The following is a 20,541-nucleotide window of genomic DNA, read 5'->3' on the forward strand; positions in this document are numbered from 1 at the left end:
TCTAAGGTAGGTTGCTCACGTGTTACTCACCCGTCCGCCACTAAGAATATCTAAGTAAACTCAAATATTCTCCGTTCGACTTGCATGTGTTAAGCGTGCCGCCAGCGTTCGTCCTGAGCCAGGATCAAACTCTTTATTAAAGTTGTATATTTAAATCTTTCGATTTAGATATCTGATCCAGTTCATAACGCTTGCGTTATTACTTCAAAGTGTTTTTTAGTCTTTTCTTGACTTTTCTTTTTTCAAAGAAATCTCAAGGGTCGTTACTTTTTCTTATTCGCATTGTTCAATTTTCAAGATGCTGTCCACCATCTCTTGCGAGACAGCTTTAATATTATATCACTTTCCGTCTGGCTTGTCAAGTACTTTTTCAAAATTTCTTCTAAAAAATTTCTCTCGACTGCTGTTTCTCAACAGCTCCTTGCCGGACAGTAAATATATTATAACACCTATTCCATGTTTTGTCAAGGACAAAGTTTTCAACTATATCAACTTTTAAATGTTGATAACCTATAATCAGTAGAAAAAGTGTATAAAAAAACAGCTGCTAAACGCAGCTGTTTAAATCGTTATTTTGTAGCAACTAATTGCTTCATGACTGTACCGTCGATCGACTTTATAGAAGTTGATCTGATCTTGTCAAGAAGTGTACTGCTAAGCTCAGTCATGCCCTTTGGATATGTACCCTTATAATTTCCGTTTTCATAAGAAGTATATACAACTGACTGAACATTATAATTCTTGACATAGATCTTATAAAATCCCTCGCCGCCTGCAATATTATTTATAGATTTGCTCAGCAAGCCGTTGTTTTTGCTGTTTGCTGATTCATCTTTTGCAGCTCCGGTACTCGCATCGATTTTTACGCCCTTTTTTCCGTTCCAATAGAAATAAAACTCTCCGTTGCCCATATAGATCTGCTTCTCGAGTTTATCCTTCAAATCACTATCGGTGTTAGGATCATTATATTTGTTGAGAATGCTTCTCTCATTGTCACATACGCGAGTAACTGCTGTCTGAGCCGCATTGAATACGATCTTAGCTTTTGAATTCGCATCTCTTTCGCGTGCTCTTCTAATAAAATATCCCCACGAAGGAATAATAATCGCCATTAATATGCCCATTATAGCTATTACTATAATAAGTTCCATAAGGGTAAAACCTTTTCTGGTCCTTTTAGCCTTCATAGATATGCACCTCCCAATACAATCTTTACATATATTATATCAAAAAGTTCACATTTTGTCAATAAAGAATCAGACATTCTGCGACAATTTTTTGACAACATTATTGTGCAATTTCGCCGAGAATACGTCGTTCTCTTTTTGTAAAAAAATGCTCCTCCCGATAGGAAGGAGCATTTTATTATTCATTTCAAGTATCTAATTCAATTAGATTATGAAGCCTTAAGAACTGCTGCAGCGAGAGCGTTGTCAAGCTTGCCAGATCCGCTGTATGTTGAGTAGTTGTCAACTGTAACTACACCAGCAGGTGATGTACCTGTGTATGTGCTGTCAACACAGATAGCAGCTGCGATACATACGCCGCCCTTGCACTGTGCCTTCCAAGCCTTGTTCTTAGCCTTCTCCATGTACTGATCAACCTTTGTCTTGAATGTTGTTCCGCTGTATGAATTACCTGTGATTGTTACAGTTGTTGCGTTACCGCCAGCGCACTCAATCTTTGTGATTGAACCAGCATCCTGAGTCTCTTCATCAACTTCAACGAGTGAAGTATTGATAGCCTTCAGGAGTGAGTTAGCTGCTGAGTTAGCTGAAGAAACCTTTGACTTCTTTACATAACCGAGCATTGAAGGAACGAGGATTGCTGCGAGAACACCGATGATAGCGATAACAACGATGAGCTCAATAAGTGTAAAACCTTTCTTTGTAGTTTTTCATAAGAAAACCCTCCTTAAATAATATAGTTTTGTGAAAGTCTTTGCTTTCACTTCATTTTTGGGTTCGGGGTTTTTTTAACTCCCTTTCCCTTCCCTGTGATTATAGTATACCACCTTATTCACATAATGTCAACAGTTTTTGAAAAAAAATTCCATATATAAAGGCACTTTTTACATCGGAACGGTAAATCGGCATATTTTTTTTAGCGTTTCCGTCGAAATGCACAAGTTTTTGTGAATAAGTAAAAATATAATACTTGTTTTTGTTATATTCACAGTCGTTTATACACTTTGTAAACCGATTTTTTGACCTCAATATGAACTTTTCATTTCCTTTTTTTATGTCTTTTCTGAATATTCCATTGTATTCATTTTAGAAAAAAACAATTATTTCTGTAATATCCAGTTAATATATTACGTATCGTAATAAAATGGTATATAATTTAAGTGATGATCTTTTAAGCTAATTTAAGTAACCGGCGGCACGCCAAACCCTATTTCCGTGTATTTATATTCTATCGAAAGGAGATTTTCCAAGTACATTTTATATCAATTAGCTGCACGCGCTGTCGAGGACGCCAGTGCCTACATATTATATATCTCTACTCCGCTGCTCACTTCACTACTCACTACTCACTACTCACTACTCACTACTCACTACTCACTACTCACTACTCACTACTCACTACTCACTACTTACTACTCACTGCTATGCACTAATCACTAAAAACTAACCTCTACTTATTATAATATAAAAGACCGCCGAACAAAAGTCCGACGGTCTGTATTCTTTATGCGGTCTTACTGCATTCCGCCTCTGGGTACTCCGCCCATCTGTGAGAGGAAGCGGTAGAACTCCTGCTTGTCGAGGCACTTCTCGAGAGCATCGACTTCGCCGATAACGTTCTTGGATACGAGTCTTGCGAGCTCCATATCCAGAGACATCATGCCCTGCTGCTTACCTGTCTGGATAGCAGACTGAACAAGGTGGATCTTGTTATCACGGATCATAGCTGAGATAGCGTCTGTAACGTTAAGGATTTCCATACAAGCGATACGGCCTGAACCGTCCTTCTTAGGAATAAGAGTCTGAGAGATAACAGCAACAAGGTTGTTAGCCAGCTGAGTTCTGATCTGCTGCTGCTGGTGCTCAGGGTATACGTCGATGATACGGTTGATAGTATCAGCGGCAGATGTTGTATGAAGTGTTGACATAACGAGATGTCCTGTTTCAGCAGCGGTTACGGCAGCCTGGATAGTCTCGAAGTCACGCATTTCTCCTACGAGGATTACATCAGGGTCCTCACGGAGAGCAGCTCTCAGAGCAAGAGCGAATGACGGAACGTCGTCGCCGATCTCTCTCTGGTTTACCATACATCTCTTATGCTCGTGAACGTACTCGATAGGGTCCTCAACAGTTATAACGTGAGCACTTCTGTTAAGGTTAACGAAGTCGATCATAGCTGCGAGGGTAGTAGATTTACCTGAACCGGTAGGACCTGTTACAAGAACGAGTCCACGAGGACGCATTGCGAAATCTGCAAGGATCGGAGGAAGTCCAAGATCCTCGAGAGTTGGGATATCGTTTCTCAGAAGACGGATAGCGATAGCAGGCTTACCCTTCTGGAAGTATACGTTTACACGGTGACGGTAACCACTTCTTGTTGTGAACGAGAAGTCGGTATCGTGGTGGTTATTAACGCTTGTCTGCTGTGCATCGTTTGTCATCTGGTGAACGATGTTGAGTATTTCCTCTTCGTCCATTTCGGGATACTGTGAACGCATAGTTCTGAGAGTACCGTTGAGACGAACAACAGGAGCGATCCTGTCAGTGAAGTGAAGGTCAGAACAACCGAGGAGTCTTACCTCGTCAAGTATTCTATGAATTTCAATTGCCATGTTATTTTCCTCCCTATATAGATAAAGCTATTATACTGTGTATGTAGCTCTTACAAGCTCATCTATAGATGTTTCTCCAGCCATTACAAGCTCAGCAGCATTGTCACGGAGCAGCTTTGTTCCGTTTGCCTTTGCAGCCTTTTCGATCTCTTCCTTAGTACCGCCTGCTGCGATGATAGAAGAAACGGTTGTTGTACAGTGAATGATCTCGTGGATAGCAGTTCTTCCTCTGTAGCCTGTGTTGTTGCATACAGGGCATCCGCCTGCTTCAAAGATCTGTATTGAATGATCCAATCCCATGAGGTCATTTTCTTCGGGAGTTGACATTCTTGGCTTCTTACACTCAGGGCAGAGAACCTTAACAAGTCGCTGAGCGATAACACCGATAAGTGAAGTTGCAACCATGTAAGGAGCAACGCCCATATCAACAAGACGAACAACTGTGGAAGCAGCGTCGTTTGTATGAAGTGTTGAAAGAACCAAGTGTCCTGTGATAGCGGCACGGATACCGATATCTGCTGTCTCGGTATCACGCATCTCACCGATCATTACTACGTCAGGGTCCTGACGGAGGATAGAACGAAGAGCAGCTGCGAATGTCATACCTGCCTTCATGTTAACCTGACACTGGTTGATACCGTCGATAGCCTTTTCGACAGGGTCCTCAACAGTTACGACGTTTACGTTTGGCTTAGCGATCTCACCAAGAGCAGCGTAAAGTGTAGTTGTTTTACCTGAACCGGTAGGTCCTGTAACGAGGATAACGCCGTGAGGAACTCTCAGCATTGACTCGAACAGTGTATAGTTATAATCAGACATACCAAGATCCGTGATCTTACGGAGTGCGATCTGTCCGGTTGAAAGAATTCGGATAACGATCTTTTCACCGTGTACCATTGGAAGTGAGGATACACGGACATCAAGAGTTGTTCCGTCAACGACCTGTGTGAAACGGCCGTCCTGAGGTACTCTCTTTTCAGCGATGTTCATACCGCTTATGAGCTTGAAACGTGTTGTCAGCGCACTGTGAACCGCACTGGAAATATTCATGAGTTCAACGAGATCGCCGTTTACACGGATACGGATTCTTGTATACTTGTCAAATGGCTCAATATGAATATCGGTAGCGTCAGCTCTGTATGAGTTTTCAACGATAGTAGTTGCAAGCTTAACGATAGGTGCGCTTTCAACTCTGTCCTTAGACTCGATATCAGCCTCAGTCATCTCACCGAGGTCGCCGCCCATACTCGAAACACCTTCGAGAACGCTGTCAACGTTCTGCATTGAGTAGCACTTACCGATAGCCTTATTGATAGCTGATGTTGTTGCAAGAACAGGAACGGTGTCCATACCTGTAGAAACCTTGATGTCTTCGAGGACGATGAAGTTTACAGGATCATTTGTAGCAACTGTAAGACGCTTACCTTGTACATTGATAGCGATTACGGTGTGCTTTCTTGCAAGTGCCTCAGGAACCATCTGTACAGCATCGCCATTGATCTCGATATTGTCGAGGTCAACGTACTGAACTCTCAGGTTTCCGGCCAGTGCCTTTGCGAAGTTAACTTCTGACATGAATCCCAGCTCAACAACAACGTCACCAAATTTCTTTGAACCGTTTGATGCTTTCTGAGCTTCAAGTACCTGCTGAAGCTGTTCGCTTGTGATAAGCCCTTGATTGACTAAGTAGTCACCAATTCTCTCGTTTCTCATAAAAAACCTCCGCTTATTTTCTGAACATCAGGCGTATCCGTCATACTCCTGATATTCTAAAATTGTACTTGAATTTTCCATAATTTATGTTATAATAAGATTATGTACTTTATAATATGAAGGAGGGGTAAAATCATGTTTGAATTTGAAAATATGCTCCACGATGAATTTACCGAGCTACCTTTCAAGATCATGTTTTACGTCATCATTTTCCTGTTTGGCATCTGTATCGGAAGCTTCCTCAACGTTGTCATTCTAAGACTTCCCGCAGGCGAGTCGGTGCTCGGAATAGGAAAATCAAAAGAAGATAAGGAAAAGGCTTCACACTGCATGACCTGTGGTGCCAAGATCAGACCGATCGACCTTATCCCGGTTTTCAGCTGGCTCATGCTCAGAGGAAAATGTCACAGCTGCGGTCAGAAGATCTCACCGCGCTATCCCATCGTAGAGTCACTCAATGGTCTCCTCTACGTTCTGACGTTTATGGTTTTGGATATTAATGTTAAATCCATAATAACCTGCGTTATAATGTCGCTCCTTATATGTATAGGATTTATCGACTGGGATACAAAGGATATTTACGTTGGCATGGTAGCCATTATTCTTATCCTTGCTGTCCCGTTACATCTTTTCTACTCTCGCGAGTATCATGATGTAACTCTCAAGAGCCGCATAATCGGTGCATTCATAATCAGTGTACCATTCTTTCTTATCGGTGAGATCAGCCGACCGATCATCAAAAAGAAGTTCGGTGAAGATTTCAGAGCGATCGAACTTGGTGATACATACCTTATGTTTGCAGCCGGTGCATTTCTTGGAACGCGGGCTGTTATCGCTTCAACATTTATTGGTATCATGACCGCCGCTTTCGGAGGTCTGATAGTGAAGATCGTCACAAAAGACTCAAAGTTTGCGTTCGGACCTTTCCTTGCAATAGGAATTGCGGTCGGAAGTTTGTGTGGAAATCAGATAGCTCAATGGTATCTGAATATGCTCACAGTCGAGTAAACAGTCAAAAATAAGTACAGGCAGCAGCATTAACTGCTGCCTGTTTTTTTACTTATTAATACATCTCGTCTGTGTATGAGTATACAAAATAGAGGTCGTTTGTGAAACTGAAGTTCGGGTTTGCATACGCAGTGTCAAATGCACTGCCTGTGTCACCGTGTGCCTGAAGCGTTACGCTTCCGCCCTCAGTCTCCATCTTAGGTCTCTGAACACCCTTGAACATGAACTGTGCAGGCACAGTCTTTGCTCTGATGTTGATATTAGTAAGCGGAATATTTGCTACCTGAACTGCTACAGGGCTTGAAAAAGCTCTGTAAGCATTATTTCCTGCACCGGCAGGAACATCAACAAATCCGCCGTCACTCTTACTAAGAACTATCGAGATACCGATATTTGCAGCCGAGAATAAATACGACTTATCATTGATATCATCTTCAATAGCTCTGTAAACTATATCTTTGTCAACGCTGCTAAGGCTTGGATCATTTGGAAGATTAACCACCTTTAAGTTTGACGCACCCAGAGAGTAATTAAAACTGTATACTGCATCCTGAGCATTGAAGAAAGCATCATTAAGATCTTTTTCTTCTGTATAAGACGTTGAAGATGTTATTTTGTCAGCGGCTTTTGTGTCGAAGGAGTATACTCTGTGAAGTATCTGACCCTGTTCAACATCATTGCCTTTTGAATCTTTGCAGGCATTGTTGCAAAGCTTTATAATGTGGATATTGCCTTTAAGATATTTAACATTTGTGCCGTCATAGCCTACTGTATTCTTGAAGTGTGAACTTCTGTATTCCTCGGCTAATTTAGCAAGATCTTCATCATCAACGCCGTCTACGCCATTAAAATCGATCTTATCAGATGTACATACAGATATATTTTCTGCATACTCCAGCTTCCCCTGAAGGTTAAGCTGGATATTGTTTGCATAAGAATATGTTTTTTCTGAAAGAGCTGTTTTATGGAACAATCTCTGTACAGGTCCTGTAATTGCCATTACTGCGACCATAAGGATCGAGAAGATAGCCATAACAACTATGAGTTCAATGAGAGTAAAGCCCTTTTTAATACGATGTTTCATTGACTTTCCCTCCTCATTATGGTGTTGCTGTTTCAGGCTGTACATCGAAGAAATCGAGATTGAGCTGGCCGTTTGCCTTCTTCTGCATTTCAGCGATCTCATCATCTGTCATACCTTCGGTCACAAGCTTCTCTGTAGTATACTTGATAGCTTTCATATTAACAACTACATTACCGTCAGCATCGCCGTAGTGCTTCTCAATCTTATTATATTTGCCGGGATTATCAGGATCGGGATCATTTTTCCAATATGTTCCGCTTGCGTGGATCTTAACAGTGATATCAAGATCTTCCTTATCAAGTACCTTATCGGTTCCGTCAGCTTTCTGACCATATACATTTATATGGTTTGCCGCATAAGGCGACTCAACCAAAACCTTATTTTTAAGATTGTTAGTTGCCTTTGAAGTTGCGTCGATATGTGTACCTACAAGTATAAGCAGACCGCCCATCAAAGCGAAAATGAAAATCGAAATGATCATTTCGATCAGAGTCATGCCCTTCAGCTTCTTTTTGCTTTTTTTCATAAGAACATTCCTCCTTTATGCACCTGCGAAGTACGAGATCTCGTATGTACCAAGTGCTGTATGAACTGATGAATTGTTTGTTTTTGCACCTGCACCGCCTGAGTTGAGAACTGCAAATTCGTTTTGAGCATCAATGATCTTATTAAACAGCGCGCTTCCTACGATAGGTGAGCTTATTGTACGTTCTACACCGTATTCATCAATGTATTTACATGATGTCTTACCCTGAACCTTGCTCTGGAAAGTTGTATTCGGGCACATAAATGTACCAACTAATGTACATTCATTCTGATACATATTGATTTCTGATCCCTCAGTACCATAGTATTCAATACCCCAGCTTGACTGTGGAGTAACTGTACAGCCTTCTGTAAATGCCTGAACACTATAACCACCGTTTGCTGATACCTTTGTTACAGTAGGTCTGATATCAGTCTTACTAATATCAAGTTTTCCGTCAATAAGGAAGCAAACCTTACCTTCTGATGTATCGCAGAGGAAATTAACATTGCTGTCACTTGCTGTGGAAACATTTCTCAGTATGATCCATATTCCATCGCCTGAACCCTTGATCTTAACATCTCCCTTAGGAGGAGTAAAATTTTTACCATCAGGATCGCCGATTATGCATGAACTGATTATCTCGCCGCCCTGCCATATAGTATTATCATCGACAGGCTTACCATCTGTACCATATGCATACGGAAGTTTATTTCTCTGCGCTACATTCTCAGTAGAATTATATAACGGATCGTCAGGCTCATCTATAAACGTATCATCATCTGCATTCAGACAGAATTTCTTAGGAACATGATCATGGTAAATTTTTGGATCATAGTCACCGTTTTTATCCATATTAAGTTCCTGTCTTACCTCATAAACATTCTTTATGAGTTTAGTTTTAGAATCTGCTTCTATAAATTCGTGTGAATCCGGATCTTCATATCCATAAATAGCCTTACGAGTCATATTTGTTGGATATGCAGGCTCCTTACCGCTTCCTGTGTATGCAGGGTAAATCGTTGTATCTACTTCATCACAAGCCTGTGATGCACCATATACAGTATTAGGATCGCCTTCCTTAGTATAATAAGTTTTAACAGCTACATCCTTAGGTACTTCATTGGCTGCATCTACAGTGCCATCGTCCTTGAGCCTATAGTATGTGAAATCACCTTCTGCTACTTCATCTCTGATGACATCAGTATCATTAGGATCAACCTTATAAGCTATCTTATCCGTAGTAACGACCTTGGTCTTGTCTACATTTCCATCGTATGTTGTTGGATTATATGGTTTCTTACTATAGATACCTGTATCTGTAACATAAAGTATTCCGCCATTGTTATTTATTGCATCCTTAGCTATATTCGCGTCATTAGAGCTCCAATCTATAACTACGTGCTTTCCTGCATAATCATATGCTAATTGGTAATTACTTGCTGGATCCTGAGCTACTTCACATTCTTCAACGCCTTCAAGTGGAGTATTGTCATAAATAGCATTAGGAATTTCAGCATATCCGGGAACTAATTCATTTACGTGCTCAATAAATCCTTCTTTTACTACATTTTCCTTTGCAGCATTGCTAACGCCTTTAATTACATCACAGTAAATTTTTCCACCTACACTTGTAGGCTTTCCGCCGTCCTCAAAAGAAAGTGTTCCTTCAACAACGAGGTCGCCCTTAATAGTTACGTTAGACTTGATGATACAATCATCGTGAACGCCTACATTGCCATTTATTTCACAGTTTTCAAGTGTAAGTCTGCCCATGCTGTATAAGTTACCGCCTGTTGTCTTAAACTGTGAATCTGTCTTATGAACATAAGAACTTTCCCAGTTGTAAAGAACAGTATTCTTCTCGGGTTTGCCGATATAATTATCGCCAACAGTAATACCATCGCAATCAACCCAGATATCAGAATCTGTTCCGACATCTGTCCTTGCTAACTCTTCTTTACTATAGCTTCTCTTGCAATTATATACAGTATACGACTTTGAAGGTGTATACTCATCAAGCAGATATACGTCAGCACCGCCTATATTAAGGTTATTCTTGAAGCTGTAGCTGCTTAATGTACCAACAAAGAGATTGAACGGAGCCTTGCCCTTACCATTTGCAGTGCTTGTTATCGCACCTGTATCGGGATTACGATTAACGACTCTGCCGATAGCAGCACCATCGTTCATACCTGCAATTGTCTTGTCAACATAAAGATAAGGAATATCCTTCTGAGTATAATCGGCTGTCATTTCGTAATCCAGATTAATGAAATTTGTATTCGACAAGCATACACTGCCCATGATAACTGTCTTTGAGTTAGGCATAAGTTTTACGCCGTTCTCGCTGACAGGGTTCTGTATATTTATTGCAAATGAACCTGTACCGCCTGCAAAATCGCCATTGATGAATGTTGATTTTGTCTCGATAACTGTGTTGTTATGAGCACGATAAAGTCCTGATGCGTCCTTGGAAATACCAAGACCAAGACCACCTGTGATCAGAGCACCGTTAGGGAATGCGTTACCGCCAACCTCCTGAAGACCGTCAAGACCTCCGGGAGCCTGCTGGCTGTGAGTTGCAGCTGTCTTACGAATGTAAGCAGTAACTGTTTCTTCTTCCTTACCAACTCTACAAGTAGCTGTGACCTTAACTGCTGTTACAGGTACCCACTTCATGCCTTGACCGTCTAAATCAGTGTATATATATCCTGTTGAATCAGCAACCGGGTCAATTCGGATTATGCCTTCTTTCCAAGTACTGCCGTCATAGCTTCCTATGACACCCAGTGTTCGATCGTTTATCTTCATCTCGACTTCGAGCGGATCGGATCCCATATTCTCGATTGCAGCAGGGACTTCTTCATTACGCTCCATTGACTGTACAAACGCATCGATTGCAGCTCTCGCTGTGTAACTTGCCTGTGATGATGCATATGACTTATGTGCTCTGTTACTCGATGCTGACGCAAGAGCAAGAGTACCTGTCAAAAATATTATCAACAGTGCCATTACACATATAACTGTAAACAGTACAGAGCCGCGCAATGTTTTCCTGTTCTCTGTTTTCATTTTTCTCTAACCGCCTTTCAAGTTATAACAATTGAATAACCTTAGCGTATGATATAGAAAGCCTGCATCTTAATTTGCAGAAGGAACTTCGTCAACATTTGGCTTGGACATTTCGTATACCGAGTAAAGTGTAACGATTATTTTAACATCTGTAGCATTTGATATCTTCTTATTGTCAGCCTCTATGGTTACTTCCTCATCACTATCCTTTGAATCCGGGAGTGATGCATTTGCAGCCTTTGCTGCATCCTGACCGAAGGTGTAATCGTCCATGATAACTGAGTTTATGTTAGCAGTCTTGTCGAACTTCTTGAGTTCCTCAAGATATGCCCATACAGCCTTCTTTGTGCCATGGATACTGATAGCATACTGTGTCTGCATGATTGATTCCTTAGCTCTCTGTGATACAGCTGTACTTTCAGCAGTCAAAGCCTCATATGCCTTTGCAAGGCTTCCGTCAGCATCAGCTGCCTTACGCATTTCAGCAAAGTTATCAGTCTGTGAATTATAATAGTATTCAATAGGTGTGAGCTTAGCTTCCTTGAGCTCTACCTTTCTGAGCTTTGCCTTTGACTTATCAGCAAATTCCTGCATATACTTATCAATAACTACAGGATCCTGTATTTCTGTGATAGGTACAAAGTTTGCAGTGATTACTGATGTATCTTCATAGATCTTTAAGATAGCTTTCTTGAGATCAGGGATCTCATCGATCTTAGCCTGGATCTCTGCCTGTGTTTTCTTAACGTCTTTAAGAGTGTTCTGGTGAGCCTTTACATCCTTATACTTTGGTTTTATAAGTGCAAAGAAACCGATCAGAAGAATTGTAATAGCTATAAGAATAGCAGCTATGATCTTATCTCTGTAATTAAGTTTCATTATTAGTTAGCCTCCTCATCTCATTCTGCCTTTTCAGCGTTTTCGCTGTCAGGTCTGTAAGCACTCTTGAAACCTGTCAGCTTAGCACTTGAGGTGAACTGAATCTTATCAACAGGTTCCTTGCCCTCTTCTTCGATCGTAGTTATACTGTATCCGCCGTAGCTTGAACCGCAGAACATTGGATCTGAAAGAATTTTGTCAACAAAATTTGAAGGAAGCTTCTGTGAATACTGATCCTTATTAGCATTACACTCAACTGTAAATGTGATCGTACCGTCTGTGTACTTAGGACCAATGATTTTGAATTCCTCGATCTTCTCTTTTTCGCAAGTTTCTTTAAGGACCTTTTCGATCTCTTCGTAACACTTGCCTTCAATGATAGGCTTTGACTGGAATGCATCATACGCATTGTTTACCTTTGTGTAGTATGCATTTACAGACTTCTTCATATCTATGAGGCGATCACGGTGTGCGAGATCCTGAGCTGTTTGAGGTGAATTAATGAACGCCTCACACTTCTGGATATCGTTCTTAAGATTCTTATCCTTGATGTAGTACCAAGCATATACACCGCCTGCAATAACAACAGAACCGATAAGAGCAGCTATCATAGCAACATTGCCTGAGCTCTCGCTTCTCATCTTGTTCTTTACAGCAGTACTGAAGTCAGTCTCAAGAAGATTGATCTTTTCGATCTCTCTGTTTCTCTTGAACATAGCACCGATAGCGTTAGCATACAGTGAGAATTCAAGATTTTCATGACCGTGGATCTGTGGCGGAACGTTGATAAGGCTTGTTTTAAGATCAAGCTTTTCAAGTTCGTCAGTAAGTCTTACATACTCATGAGTATCGCCGTAGAAGATTACGTTCTCTATAGACTCACCTGTGTTACGGCTTCTGTGGAACTGGAGCATACGGAAGATGTTCTCGTTAACGGCTTCAAATACATAGTCGTCTGAATAACCGTAGTCAGCAGCATCGATAGAAGCGAAACGTGAGAATGAAAGCTGTCCCTGCTCATAAAGGTTGAGAGAGATGAAGTTGTTGTCGATCTGTACAGCAAGGAGAGGCATCTTTGATCTGATCTTTGTATCAGCAAGAAGTACCTTTGTGATACAGTTACAGCCGATCATTACTGATCTGAGGGTAATACCAAGAAGCTTGAATATTTCCTTGTAGCTGTTAACGATCTCATAAGGACAAGCTGTAGCAAGTATCTTGTACGAAGGCTCGCTTGCCTCACTGCTGTCTGCGTCACCAACTATGATGTATGACACGCTGTATGAATCATCAAGATTGAGTTCTGCCTGCATCTGAAGCTTAACTGTCTTCTGGAGGTCCTGACCTCTGCCCTTGGCAACTGTCATTTCCTTGAAGATCGTAAGGTTGGATGAGATCGAAACGATCGCTTCCTTATCAGGCATTCTGTGCATTTTGATTACGTTGTTAATGAGTGTTGCAACTGCGGGAACGTCCTTAACGTGTCCGTTAACGATAAGTCCCTCTTCAACATTGACTGTAGCAGCGGAATTGATCTTGATCTTTCCGTTACCTTCAACACCTCTTACTACTCGTATATTTCTATCTGTAATATCAAATGAAAGCATTTATCTTTCCACCTTTCCTTATTAACCGTTTTCGAGGCTTTCCAGTGAGCCGTAAAGTGCTGGGTAAATACCGCATACAACCATTCCTATGATAAGTCCCATAAAGATGAGAAGGCATGGTTCAAGCATACCAACAAGTCGCTGAACAGCTGCATCTGATTCTTCTTCGTAGTAATCCGAAGTCTTTTCGAGGATAGTATCAAGAGCACCTGACTCTTCACCAACGTATATTACAGAGCAGAACATAGGCTCAAATATCTCTGTACGTGTTATAGCTGATGAAAGCGGTTCGCCCTGTTTAACTTCATCGACAACTGTTTCGAATTTCTCATCTACGTATGAATTACCGAGAATAGCTGAAGCTCTCTGAAGACACTCTACCATCGGGATACCACTTGAATAGAGTGAAGAAAGGGTTCTGGAAAATCTTCCTGTATAGATCTTTGTTACAAGAGGACCAAATCCCGGTCCTTTTATAAGCATTCTGTCAAACTTCTTTCTGAAGCTCGGCACCTTCATTGCATATCTGAAACCAAATACAATGGCTGCAACTATGATAACGAGGACATACCACTTAGTCTTCAGGAAGTCACTGATCGCCGCAAGTATCTTAGTGAGGAGAGGCATCTTGCTCTTGTCCTCAAACATATCGATAAACGTAGGCATGATAACAGTAAAGAGGAAGATAACTATTACGATACAAAGTACGAGCAGTATAATCGGGTAGACCATAGCGCCTCTGATCGTATTCTTGAGTTTATTTTCCTTTGCGTAATGATCGGACATTCGAGTCATTATGATATCCAGCGAACCGCTGCTCTCGCCCGCGCCGACCATTGAAATAAGAAAGTCAGGGAATGAACCTGCGTGCATCTCGAGAGTTGACGAGAAAGATTCACCTTTCTGTACGTTCTCGTAGATATCCTGCCATATTGCTCTCGCCTTTTCGTTCTCCTGCTCCTTGGTAAGGATATCGATGGCTTTTACAAGCGTCAAACCCGAAGTAAGCATAGCACTGAGCTGTCTGCAACAGAAGTTTAGTTCCTTCGTGTTGAACTTGTAGATTGATTTTGCGTCACCTGAATCGCTTTCCTTATAATCCTTTACATACAGTCCTTTTTCCTTGACTTTCTGTAAGAATTCCTGCTCATTTTCCGCATTAATGATTCCCTTGACCTGTCTGCTTCTTGCGTCCTGAGCTACATAGGAAAAACTCTTCATGAAACCACCTCCATAATTAATTACTTGTGATGAACGTTTCACACTGCCTTAATAATAACAATTATAACATTTTAATAGTTACTTTTCAATCGCTTTTTTGACATAAATAATCTACCGTTTTTTATCAATATTAACCAAGAAAAATACTATCTGTAATACTGACTGCTGCAAACGGTTATCTTTTTACAAAAACACAACATCAAAGGCAGCCCAATATATGGTATATGCACACGTATACCAAACATTGTTAAACTTCCACAATAATTATATCACACTCACTTTTAAATTGCAACATAAAAGCTCATATTTTCTGCTAATTTTTACAGAATTGTAAACTGCGGCAATTTGATTATTGCTAATTTAGTTATTTTGACTGTTATTACATAAAAACGTTGTATTCACAGTCGAAAAACCCCAGCGCATTCTGTGGACAAGTTCACTGTTTTAACTATACATACACCGAAATCGGTCTGACCTCTTACGTATACTATTATAATATAATGATTTTTGATGTAATATTCCCGCCGCTTTTTTTCAAAGCTCCTGTATCGTTTTCCAGAGCTCTTTTGCGACCTCCATATTCACACCTGCTGCCGCCGCAAGCTCCTCGGGAGATGCGCTGCGGAGATTGGTTATGGTCTTGTACTCCATAAACAGCTTCGCCGCCTTCTTTTCGCCTATTCCCCGTACATTCAGCAGCTCCGAGCTGTAGGTCTTTTTCTTGTGGCGCGAGTGCATGAAGCTTACGGAATAGCGGTGTACCTCGTCCTGTATCCGCGTCACAAGGTCGAATACCGACCTCAGCTCGTTTATCTGTATCTCTCTTCCCCCCGTTGCAATAGCACGGGTGCGGTGCTTGTCGTCCTTGACCATGCCAAAGAGAGGTATGTCCAGCCCTAATTCACGCAATACAGGCGCGACCGCGTTCACATGACCTTTACCGCCGTCAAGGAGTATAAGGTCAGGCTTTCTTGTGAAGTACTCATCGCCCTCACCCGTTACGATATGCATTAGCCGCCTTTTCAGCACTTCGTGCATACTGCCGTAGTCGTTCTGGAACTGCTGCTCCTTTATGGTGAAGCGTTTGTACGCCTTTTTCAGCGGTCTGCCGTCCTCAAAAACTACCATTCCTGCGACCATTGACTCCGACGAAAGGTTGGAAATATCGTATGCTTCGATATATCGGGGCGGCTTTGAAAGTCCCAGACTGCGCCCGAGCTGTTCAAGTGCAATGACCTCTTTTCCCGTGCGGTCATTCTTGATAGCAGCGTACTCCGCACTGTTGTTTTTTGCAAGCTTTAGAAGCTCCAGCTGTCTGCCTTTTTGCGGCACATGGAGCTTCACCTTGTGCTGTGCCTGTTCCTCCAGCATCTCCGTGAGCAGTTCACTGTCCTCGGGAATATGATCAACTATGACCGAGCGCGGTATGTCAGGCTTTTTATAGTAAAATTGCAGCATAAAGCTGCTGAGTATATCCTCACCCTCATCTGGCAGCGGAAGCTCAAATACAGCCTTATCGAAGAGTCTGTCCTCACGGTACATGAGCACAGAAATGTAAAGTCCATCGTAAAATTTTGCTATACCGATAACATCTGCGGACTCAACGCCGCTGTTGATTATCTTCTGCTTTTCGGAAGCTTTTTTCACTGCCGCAATCCTGTCGCGGAGCATTGCTGCTTTCTCAAATTCAAGCTCCTCGGCAGCCCTGTTCATCTCCTCTTCCATGCGCTCTACCGACTCAGCACTTCCGTTTTTGATGAACTCTATCGCCTGCTCAACTGCACTTTGGTAATCTTTTGCACTTATCCTGCCTCTGCAAACTCCCATACACTGCTTTATATGATAATTCAGACAGGGACGGCTTTTTCCGAAATCCTGCGGAAATTTCCGTTTGCAGGTGGGCAGCATGAATACTCGGTTTGCCTCGTTTACGGCTTCTTTCGTTATAGCTCCGCTGGTATACGGACCGAGATATCTGCCGCTCTGTTTTGTGTTTTTCTCGTTGGTTATGCGAGGGTACTCCTCATCTGAAATACGAATATAATGATATCCCTTGTCGTCCTTCAGAAGGATATTGTACTTAGGTTTATGCTGCTTGATAAGGCTGCATTCCAGCAGAAGTGCCTCGAATTCACTGTCTGTGACGATGAAATCATAATCGTACACATTTGAGACCATAGCCGCTACTTTCGGCGTATGATCGGGATTTTCTCGGAAGTAGCTGCTGACGCGGTTATGCAGGTTCTTCGCCTTGCCGATATAGATTATGGAACTATCCTTGCGGCGCATTATGTACACGCCGGGCGATGTGGTAAGTTTCGACGTCTTTTCGCGGAGATACGGTAATCTCTGATTCAATTTATCTCACCTCTGTTCTTAAAATGCAGAGGACGCCATCAGGCGTCCTTTTCAAATCTCACTTCATCTTTCTGACCTGTCGACGGATATAGCGGAACACCTCGTCCTCGCCCTTATCACGAAGCATGGTAAGGAGAAATTCCAGCTTTTTCGCTGTTGTTTTTTCGATCTTTCGACGCGGCTTGGCTCTGAGGAAATACTCCAGTGGCATTGACTCATTGTACTTTTCCTTGTTGTATATCTTTGAAGCTGCCACACGGTCGCAGAACATCTCAAAAATGAAGATATCAGGCATTTTCACTGGTTCCATAAGCTTTGTTTCGGGATTATAGTCTGTCCAGTACTCAAAGTGGTGGCGATTACGCCCCTTATGGTGCATCCACGCTTTTGAGCTGCCGTCCACTTCCCTTTCCTTCTCGTTTGGACTGCGGTCGCCCTGAAAGTATTTAACTCCCGGAATGAACTCCGTAGGCGAGAATTTTGACAGGTCATGTACAAATCCGCGCCATGGTATACCTGCTTTAACGCAGTGTATGAACACCTGATGTCTGTGCTGCTGAACAGTTTTTAAATGACCTAAAAAGTTTTGTATCTTCATTAAGTCACTCCCTGTTATAGCTGCCTGTTATATCAAGCACGCTCTCTTTTTCAATGAGTTTTCCGCTTATGATGCGTCTGCCCTCGGAATAAGTGGGATCAGAAAGCTTCTTCGCCATTATTCCAACGGACACCTCTGCCATTTTCGCAAGGTCAACCTCTACCGTAGTTATGGTCGGTATGCATATGCTCGACACTGTGTAGTTGTCGTAGCCGACTACGCTTATATCATCGGGAACGCGAACGCCCTTTGTCTTTAAAGCCGATATTACGCGAAATGCTGTCTCGTCGCAGTTGCATACGAAAGCGGTGGGCATATCAGCAGGAAAATCTATCTTTTCGTTGAGTATTCCCTTTTCGTTTCTGTCACCGATTAACCATTCTATGCGGTATTCAAGCTCATTTTCCATAACGCACTTGAGATATCCGAGATATCTGTCATTGATACTGCTGGTAGCGTTAAGGGTACCGAAAAAGCCTATCTTGCGATGTCCCTTGGAAACAAGATAGTCCGTAATCATATATCCGCCGTTGAAGCTGTCGGATATGACTGAATCAACATGATATCGGTTATCATAGAAATCCACGAATATAAGCGGTATAGTCAGCTTGCTCAATATCTCTATGTAGCTTCTGTGTACCTGTCCGATAACTATAACACCGTCAACCTTGCCGTCAACGATCATATTCGGCAGTATACCGTCCTTTTCGTTGTCAGCAGATATACATTCGTATACTGTGCAGACATTTATCTGCGAAAGCTGGTTAGAGATGCTCGCTGTAAGCTCCCAATAAAATGTACCTCTCGCACCGACGAAACGCTCAGACGTAAGAATACCCACATTTTTGCTCACCTTGGGTATGGACATACGTCTTTTCTCGCTCTTGGTATTTGAAGGCTTATAGCCCATTTTTTCAGCAGTTTCGCAGATACGCTTACGCATCTGTTCACTTACTCCGTCACGGCCTGCCAGTGCATTTGAGACCGTAACAACGCTGACGCCGAGCTTCGTGGCGATATCCAGCATTTTTACTCCGTTTTTCATAAAACTCCCCCGATCTATTAAGTTCTTGTAAAGCTATGTTATGCATAATAACTTGTTGCTGCCGAAGTAACGAATTAAATTAACCTTGTCTATTATATCATGCTTTAAGTAATAAATAAAGTAGTTTTGCAAATTTTGGTACATATGTCAAATTTGATATAGTTTTATTGTACATAATAACAAGGCTGCGGAGGTTATTCTCCGCAGCCTTTAATGTTTTCATCTTTATTGCCGCCGTATTCGGACATATAAGGGCAAACCTCATCGTAAGAGCTGCGCTGAACGCTGTCCTCTGCGGCAAAAGGGATAAGTCCCGTCGCATCTCCCCACGAAGCATAGGGGCAGATATATACCTCTTCTTCGGGCTCGGGAACGGGTATTTTTTTCTTGCTCATTTTATCATCTCCCACAGATATTATCTGTGAAAGCGAAGCTTTTATACATCAAAAAGGCACTTCCATTCGGAAGTGCCTTGATATTACTCTTCGGGTGAATTATTCACCGTCTGTGTTATATTTGGCTGTTCGCCTGTTGCCTCGTCTCCGTTTTTAACCTGCGGAGCGTCAGGCTCATATTTGAGTATGACCTTTTTGATCTCCTCATCTCGTGTAAGGTTGTATGTAAGCTTCAATGCTTTAAGAGCATTAGGGATATCCTTCTCCATGAGATAATTCGCAGCAAGCTTTGCAGCTACAGATACAACATCCTCATTCGGTCCGTAAGGTATGTCGTACTTCTTCATTACCTCGTTTATATCTTCCTGAGTAGGAGGCTTTATAGGACTTCCCTTGCGCTCGGCAACATCTCTGAGTTCATACGGAATGGCAGGATGCGGAGCAAATATAAGACTTGCCGACAAGAACAGAGCTGCATCATCGTACTCGCCCATATCCGTAAGTGCATAGCCCACATTGGCATAACATCTTGCTATTGCAACAGGTGAAGCTGCAACTTCAAGAGTTTCCTTTGTGGTCTCTATAAGCATTCTCTTGTTTTTAAGGAGCTTATACACCTCTGCAAGCTCAAATCTCGGGTTGCAGTCAAGCGGATTGTACTCGATAGCCTTTTCAAGTACGGGAATAGCATCAAGAGGCGAACCTGCTTCTGTAAGAAGATATGCATATGTAGTGATATATGAAGGGAAATCAAAGGGAGCACGGTTGAGCACCTTCTGATCCTTCTTGTATTTGAGCTGATACAGATTATCCTCAAATGGATTTCTCAGCGAAACAAATCTTGCTGTTTCGGTCTCTCTGTAGTCAATGGTTATCTTCTTGTAAAGACGCTCTGCAAGCGACTTTGCCTCTGTTGTATTCTTCTCATTTATGAGCTTAACTATCTTATTCTGCATTTCATCGAGGCGCATACCGTCGAGGTGAGTCAGTCTCTCGACCTCGTCCTTCTGATCCTGCGGCATTATTTCCACAAGAAGCAGTGCAGCGGCGTTCATGCCCTCTACGTTGCCCTCCTTGGCATAGGTCTCAGCCACGCCGCGGAGATATTTGGTGTTTTCCTCGGTAGAGCCTGTGAGCTTTGCTCTCAGCTCTTCAAGGATCTTGTTTTCTGCCATTGATTTTCCTCATTTCATCGCGAGATATTAAACAGTAACCGTCAGTATCAGCTGACGG

The 20,541-nt window shown here is 42.1% G+C and carries 16 protein-coding genes and 1 rRNA gene; 1 reads left to right on the top strand and 16 read right to left on the bottom strand.

The annotated features are described in order from the left end of the window. The 5 genes from BLW60_RS06645 to BLW60_RS06675 all read right to left on the bottom strand — a co-directional run. Positions 1-140 (bottom strand): 16S ribosomal RNA (locus tag BLW60_RS06645); the annotation flags it as partial. A 429-nt stretch (positions 141-569) separates the two neighbouring features. Next, the gene (locus BLW60_RS17260) at positions 570-1,187 is read right to left on the bottom strand and encodes a type II secretion system protein (RefSeq protein WP_074715667.1); all 618 of its coding nucleotides are present in this window, start codon (positions 1,185-1,187) and stop codon (positions 570-572) included. Between the two features lie 209 nt (positions 1,188-1,396). Beyond that, positions 1,397-1,870, bottom strand: coding sequence for a type II secretion system protein (locus BLW60_RS06655; protein WP_081348152.1), 474 nt, complete (start codon positions 1,868-1,870; stop codon positions 1,397-1,399). 831 nt (positions 1,871-2,701) lie between these two features. Next, positions 2,702-3,799 (bottom strand): type IV pilus twitching motility protein PilT, encoded by a 1,098-nt coding sequence (locus BLW60_RS06670; RefSeq protein ID WP_081348153.1) that lies wholly within the window; start codon positions 3,797-3,799, stop codon positions 2,702-2,704. A 30-nt stretch (positions 3,800-3,829) separates the two neighbouring features. Further along, positions 3,830-5,512, bottom strand: a complete 1,683-nt coding sequence (locus BLW60_RS06675; RefSeq protein WP_074715673.1) for a GspE/PulE family protein — start codon at positions 5,510-5,512, stop codon at positions 3,830-3,832. A 135-nt stretch (positions 5,513-5,647) separates the two neighbouring features. On the opposite strand from BLW60_RS06675, the gene BLW60_RS06680 reads away from it, so the two are divergent. Beyond that, a complete protein-coding gene (locus BLW60_RS06680; protein ID WP_074715675.1) occupies positions 5,648-6,520 on the top strand; it encodes a prepilin peptidase in 873 nt (290 codons plus the stop codon). Positions 6,521-6,575: 55 nt separating this feature from the next. Here BLW60_RS06680 and BLW60_RS06685 read toward each other — a convergent pair whose 3' ends face one another. The 11 genes from BLW60_RS06685 to BLW60_RS06735 form a co-directional block, all read right to left on the bottom strand. Further along, complete coding sequence (locus BLW60_RS06685) at positions 6,576-7,604, bottom strand: type II secretion system protein (RefSeq protein ID WP_074715677.1); 1,029 nt, start codon at positions 7,602-7,604, stop codon at positions 6,576-6,578. A 16-nt stretch (positions 7,605-7,620) separates the two neighbouring features. After that, positions 7,621-8,130 (bottom strand): type II secretion system protein, encoded by a 510-nt coding sequence (locus BLW60_RS06690; RefSeq protein WP_074715679.1) that lies wholly within the window; start codon positions 8,128-8,130, stop codon positions 7,621-7,623. 15 nt (positions 8,131-8,145) lie between these two features. Then, positions 8,146-11,205 (bottom strand): hypothetical protein, encoded by a 3,060-nt coding sequence (locus tag BLW60_RS06695; protein ID WP_074715681.1) that lies wholly within the window; start codon positions 11,203-11,205, stop codon positions 8,146-8,148. Between the two features lie 69 nt (positions 11,206-11,274). Beyond that, positions 11,275-12,084 (bottom strand): hypothetical protein, encoded by an 810-nt coding sequence (locus BLW60_RS06700; RefSeq protein ID WP_074715683.1) that lies wholly within the window; start codon positions 12,082-12,084, stop codon positions 11,275-11,277. Between the two features lie 20 nt (positions 12,085-12,104). Next, a complete protein-coding gene (gene pilM / locus BLW60_RS06705) occupies positions 12,105-13,691 on the bottom strand; it encodes a pilus assembly protein PilM (RefSeq protein WP_074715685.1) in 1,587 nt (528 codons plus the stop codon). Positions 13,692-13,712: 21 nt separating this feature from the next. After that, on the bottom strand, positions 13,713-14,912 hold the full coding sequence (locus BLW60_RS06710; RefSeq protein WP_074715687.1) for a type II secretion system F family protein: 1,200 nt from the start codon (positions 14,910-14,912) through the stop codon (positions 13,713-13,715). A 534-nt stretch (positions 14,913-15,446) separates the two neighbouring features. Then, the gene (gene uvrC, locus BLW60_RS06715; RefSeq protein ID WP_074715689.1) at positions 15,447-17,270 is read right to left on the bottom strand and encodes an excinuclease ABC subunit UvrC; all 1,824 of its coding nucleotides are present in this window, start codon (positions 17,268-17,270) and stop codon (positions 15,447-15,449) included. Between the two features lie 58 nt (positions 17,271-17,328). Then, positions 17,329-17,868, bottom strand: a complete 540-nt coding sequence (locus BLW60_RS06720; protein ID WP_074715691.1) for a DUF5662 family protein — start codon at positions 17,866-17,868, stop codon at positions 17,329-17,331. A gap of 4 nt (positions 17,869-17,872) precedes the next feature. Continuing rightward, the gene (locus BLW60_RS06725; RefSeq protein ID WP_074715693.1) at positions 17,873-18,913 is read right to left on the bottom strand and encodes a LacI family DNA-binding transcriptional regulator; all 1,041 of its coding nucleotides are present in this window, start codon (positions 18,911-18,913) and stop codon (positions 17,873-17,875) included. A 194-nt stretch (positions 18,914-19,107) separates the two neighbouring features. Then, positions 19,108-19,308: a hypothetical protein gene (locus BLW60_RS06730; protein WP_074715696.1), complete on the bottom strand. Its 201-nt coding sequence runs from the start codon at positions 19,306-19,308 to the stop codon at positions 19,108-19,110. Between the two features lie 83 nt (positions 19,309-19,391). Further along, entirely contained in the window at positions 19,392-20,483 is a 1,092-nt protein-coding gene (locus BLW60_RS06735) for a hypothetical protein (RefSeq protein ID WP_074715698.1), read from the bottom strand. Between the last annotated feature and the right edge of the window lie 58 nt (positions 20,484-20,541).

Origin of the sequence: Ruminococcus flavefaciens, assembly GCF_900108555.1 — a bacterium.
Taxonomy (GTDB): domain Bacteria; phylum Bacillota; class Clostridia; order Oscillospirales; family Ruminococcaceae; genus Ruminococcus; species Ruminococcus flavefaciens_P.

Excerpts from the sequence above, each read along its gene's own strand:
- BLW60_RS17260 (WP_074715667.1), bottom strand. The coding sequence starts at position 1,187 with ATGAAGGCTAAAAGGACCAGAAAAGGTTTTACCCTTATGGAACTTATT.
- BLW60_RS06670 (WP_081348153.1), bottom strand. The coding sequence starts at position 3,799 with ATGGCAATTGAAATTCATAGAATACTTGACGAGGTAAGACTCCTCGGT.
- BLW60_RS06675 (WP_074715673.1), bottom strand. The coding sequence starts at position 5,512 with ATGAGAAACGAGAGAATTGGTGACTACTTAGTCAATCAAGGGCTTATC.
- BLW60_RS06680 (WP_074715675.1), top strand. The coding sequence starts at position 5,648 with ATGTTTGAATTTGAAAATATGCTCCACGATGAATTTACCGAGCTACCT.
- BLW60_RS06685 (WP_074715677.1), bottom strand. The coding sequence starts at position 7,604 with ATGAAACATCGTATTAAAAAGGGCTTTACTCTCATTGAACTCATAGTT.
- BLW60_RS06690 (WP_074715679.1), bottom strand. The coding sequence starts at position 8,130 with ATGAAAAAAAGCAAAAAGAAGCTGAAGGGCATGACTCTGATCGAAATG.
- BLW60_RS06695 (WP_074715681.1), bottom strand. The coding sequence starts at position 11,205 with ATGAAAACAGAGAACAGGAAAACATTGCGCGGCTCTGTACTGTTTACA.
- BLW60_RS06700 (WP_074715683.1), bottom strand. The coding sequence starts at position 12,084 with ATGAAACTTAATTACAGAGATAAGATCATAGCTGCTATTCTTATAGCT.
- pilM (WP_074715685.1), bottom strand. The coding sequence starts at position 13,691 with ATGCTTTCATTTGATATTACAGATAGAAATATACGAGTAGTAAGAGGT.
- BLW60_RS06710 (WP_074715687.1), bottom strand. The coding sequence starts at position 14,912 with ATGAAGAGTTTTTCCTATGTAGCTCAGGACGCAAGAAGCAGACAGGTC.
- BLW60_RS06720 (WP_074715691.1), bottom strand. The coding sequence starts at position 17,868 with ATGAAGATACAAAACTTTTTAGGTCATTTAAAAACTGTTCAGCAGCAC.
- BLW60_RS06725 (WP_074715693.1), bottom strand. The coding sequence starts at position 18,913 with ATGAAAAACGGAGTAAAAATGCTGGATATCGCCACGAAGCTCGGCGTC.
- BLW60_RS06730 (WP_074715696.1), bottom strand. The coding sequence starts at position 19,308 with ATGAGCAAGAAAAAAATACCCGTTCCCGAGCCCGAAGAAGAGGTATAT.
- BLW60_RS06735 (WP_074715698.1), bottom strand. The coding sequence starts at position 20,483 with ATGGCAGAAAACAAGATCCTTGAAGAGCTGAGAGCAAAGCTCACAGGC.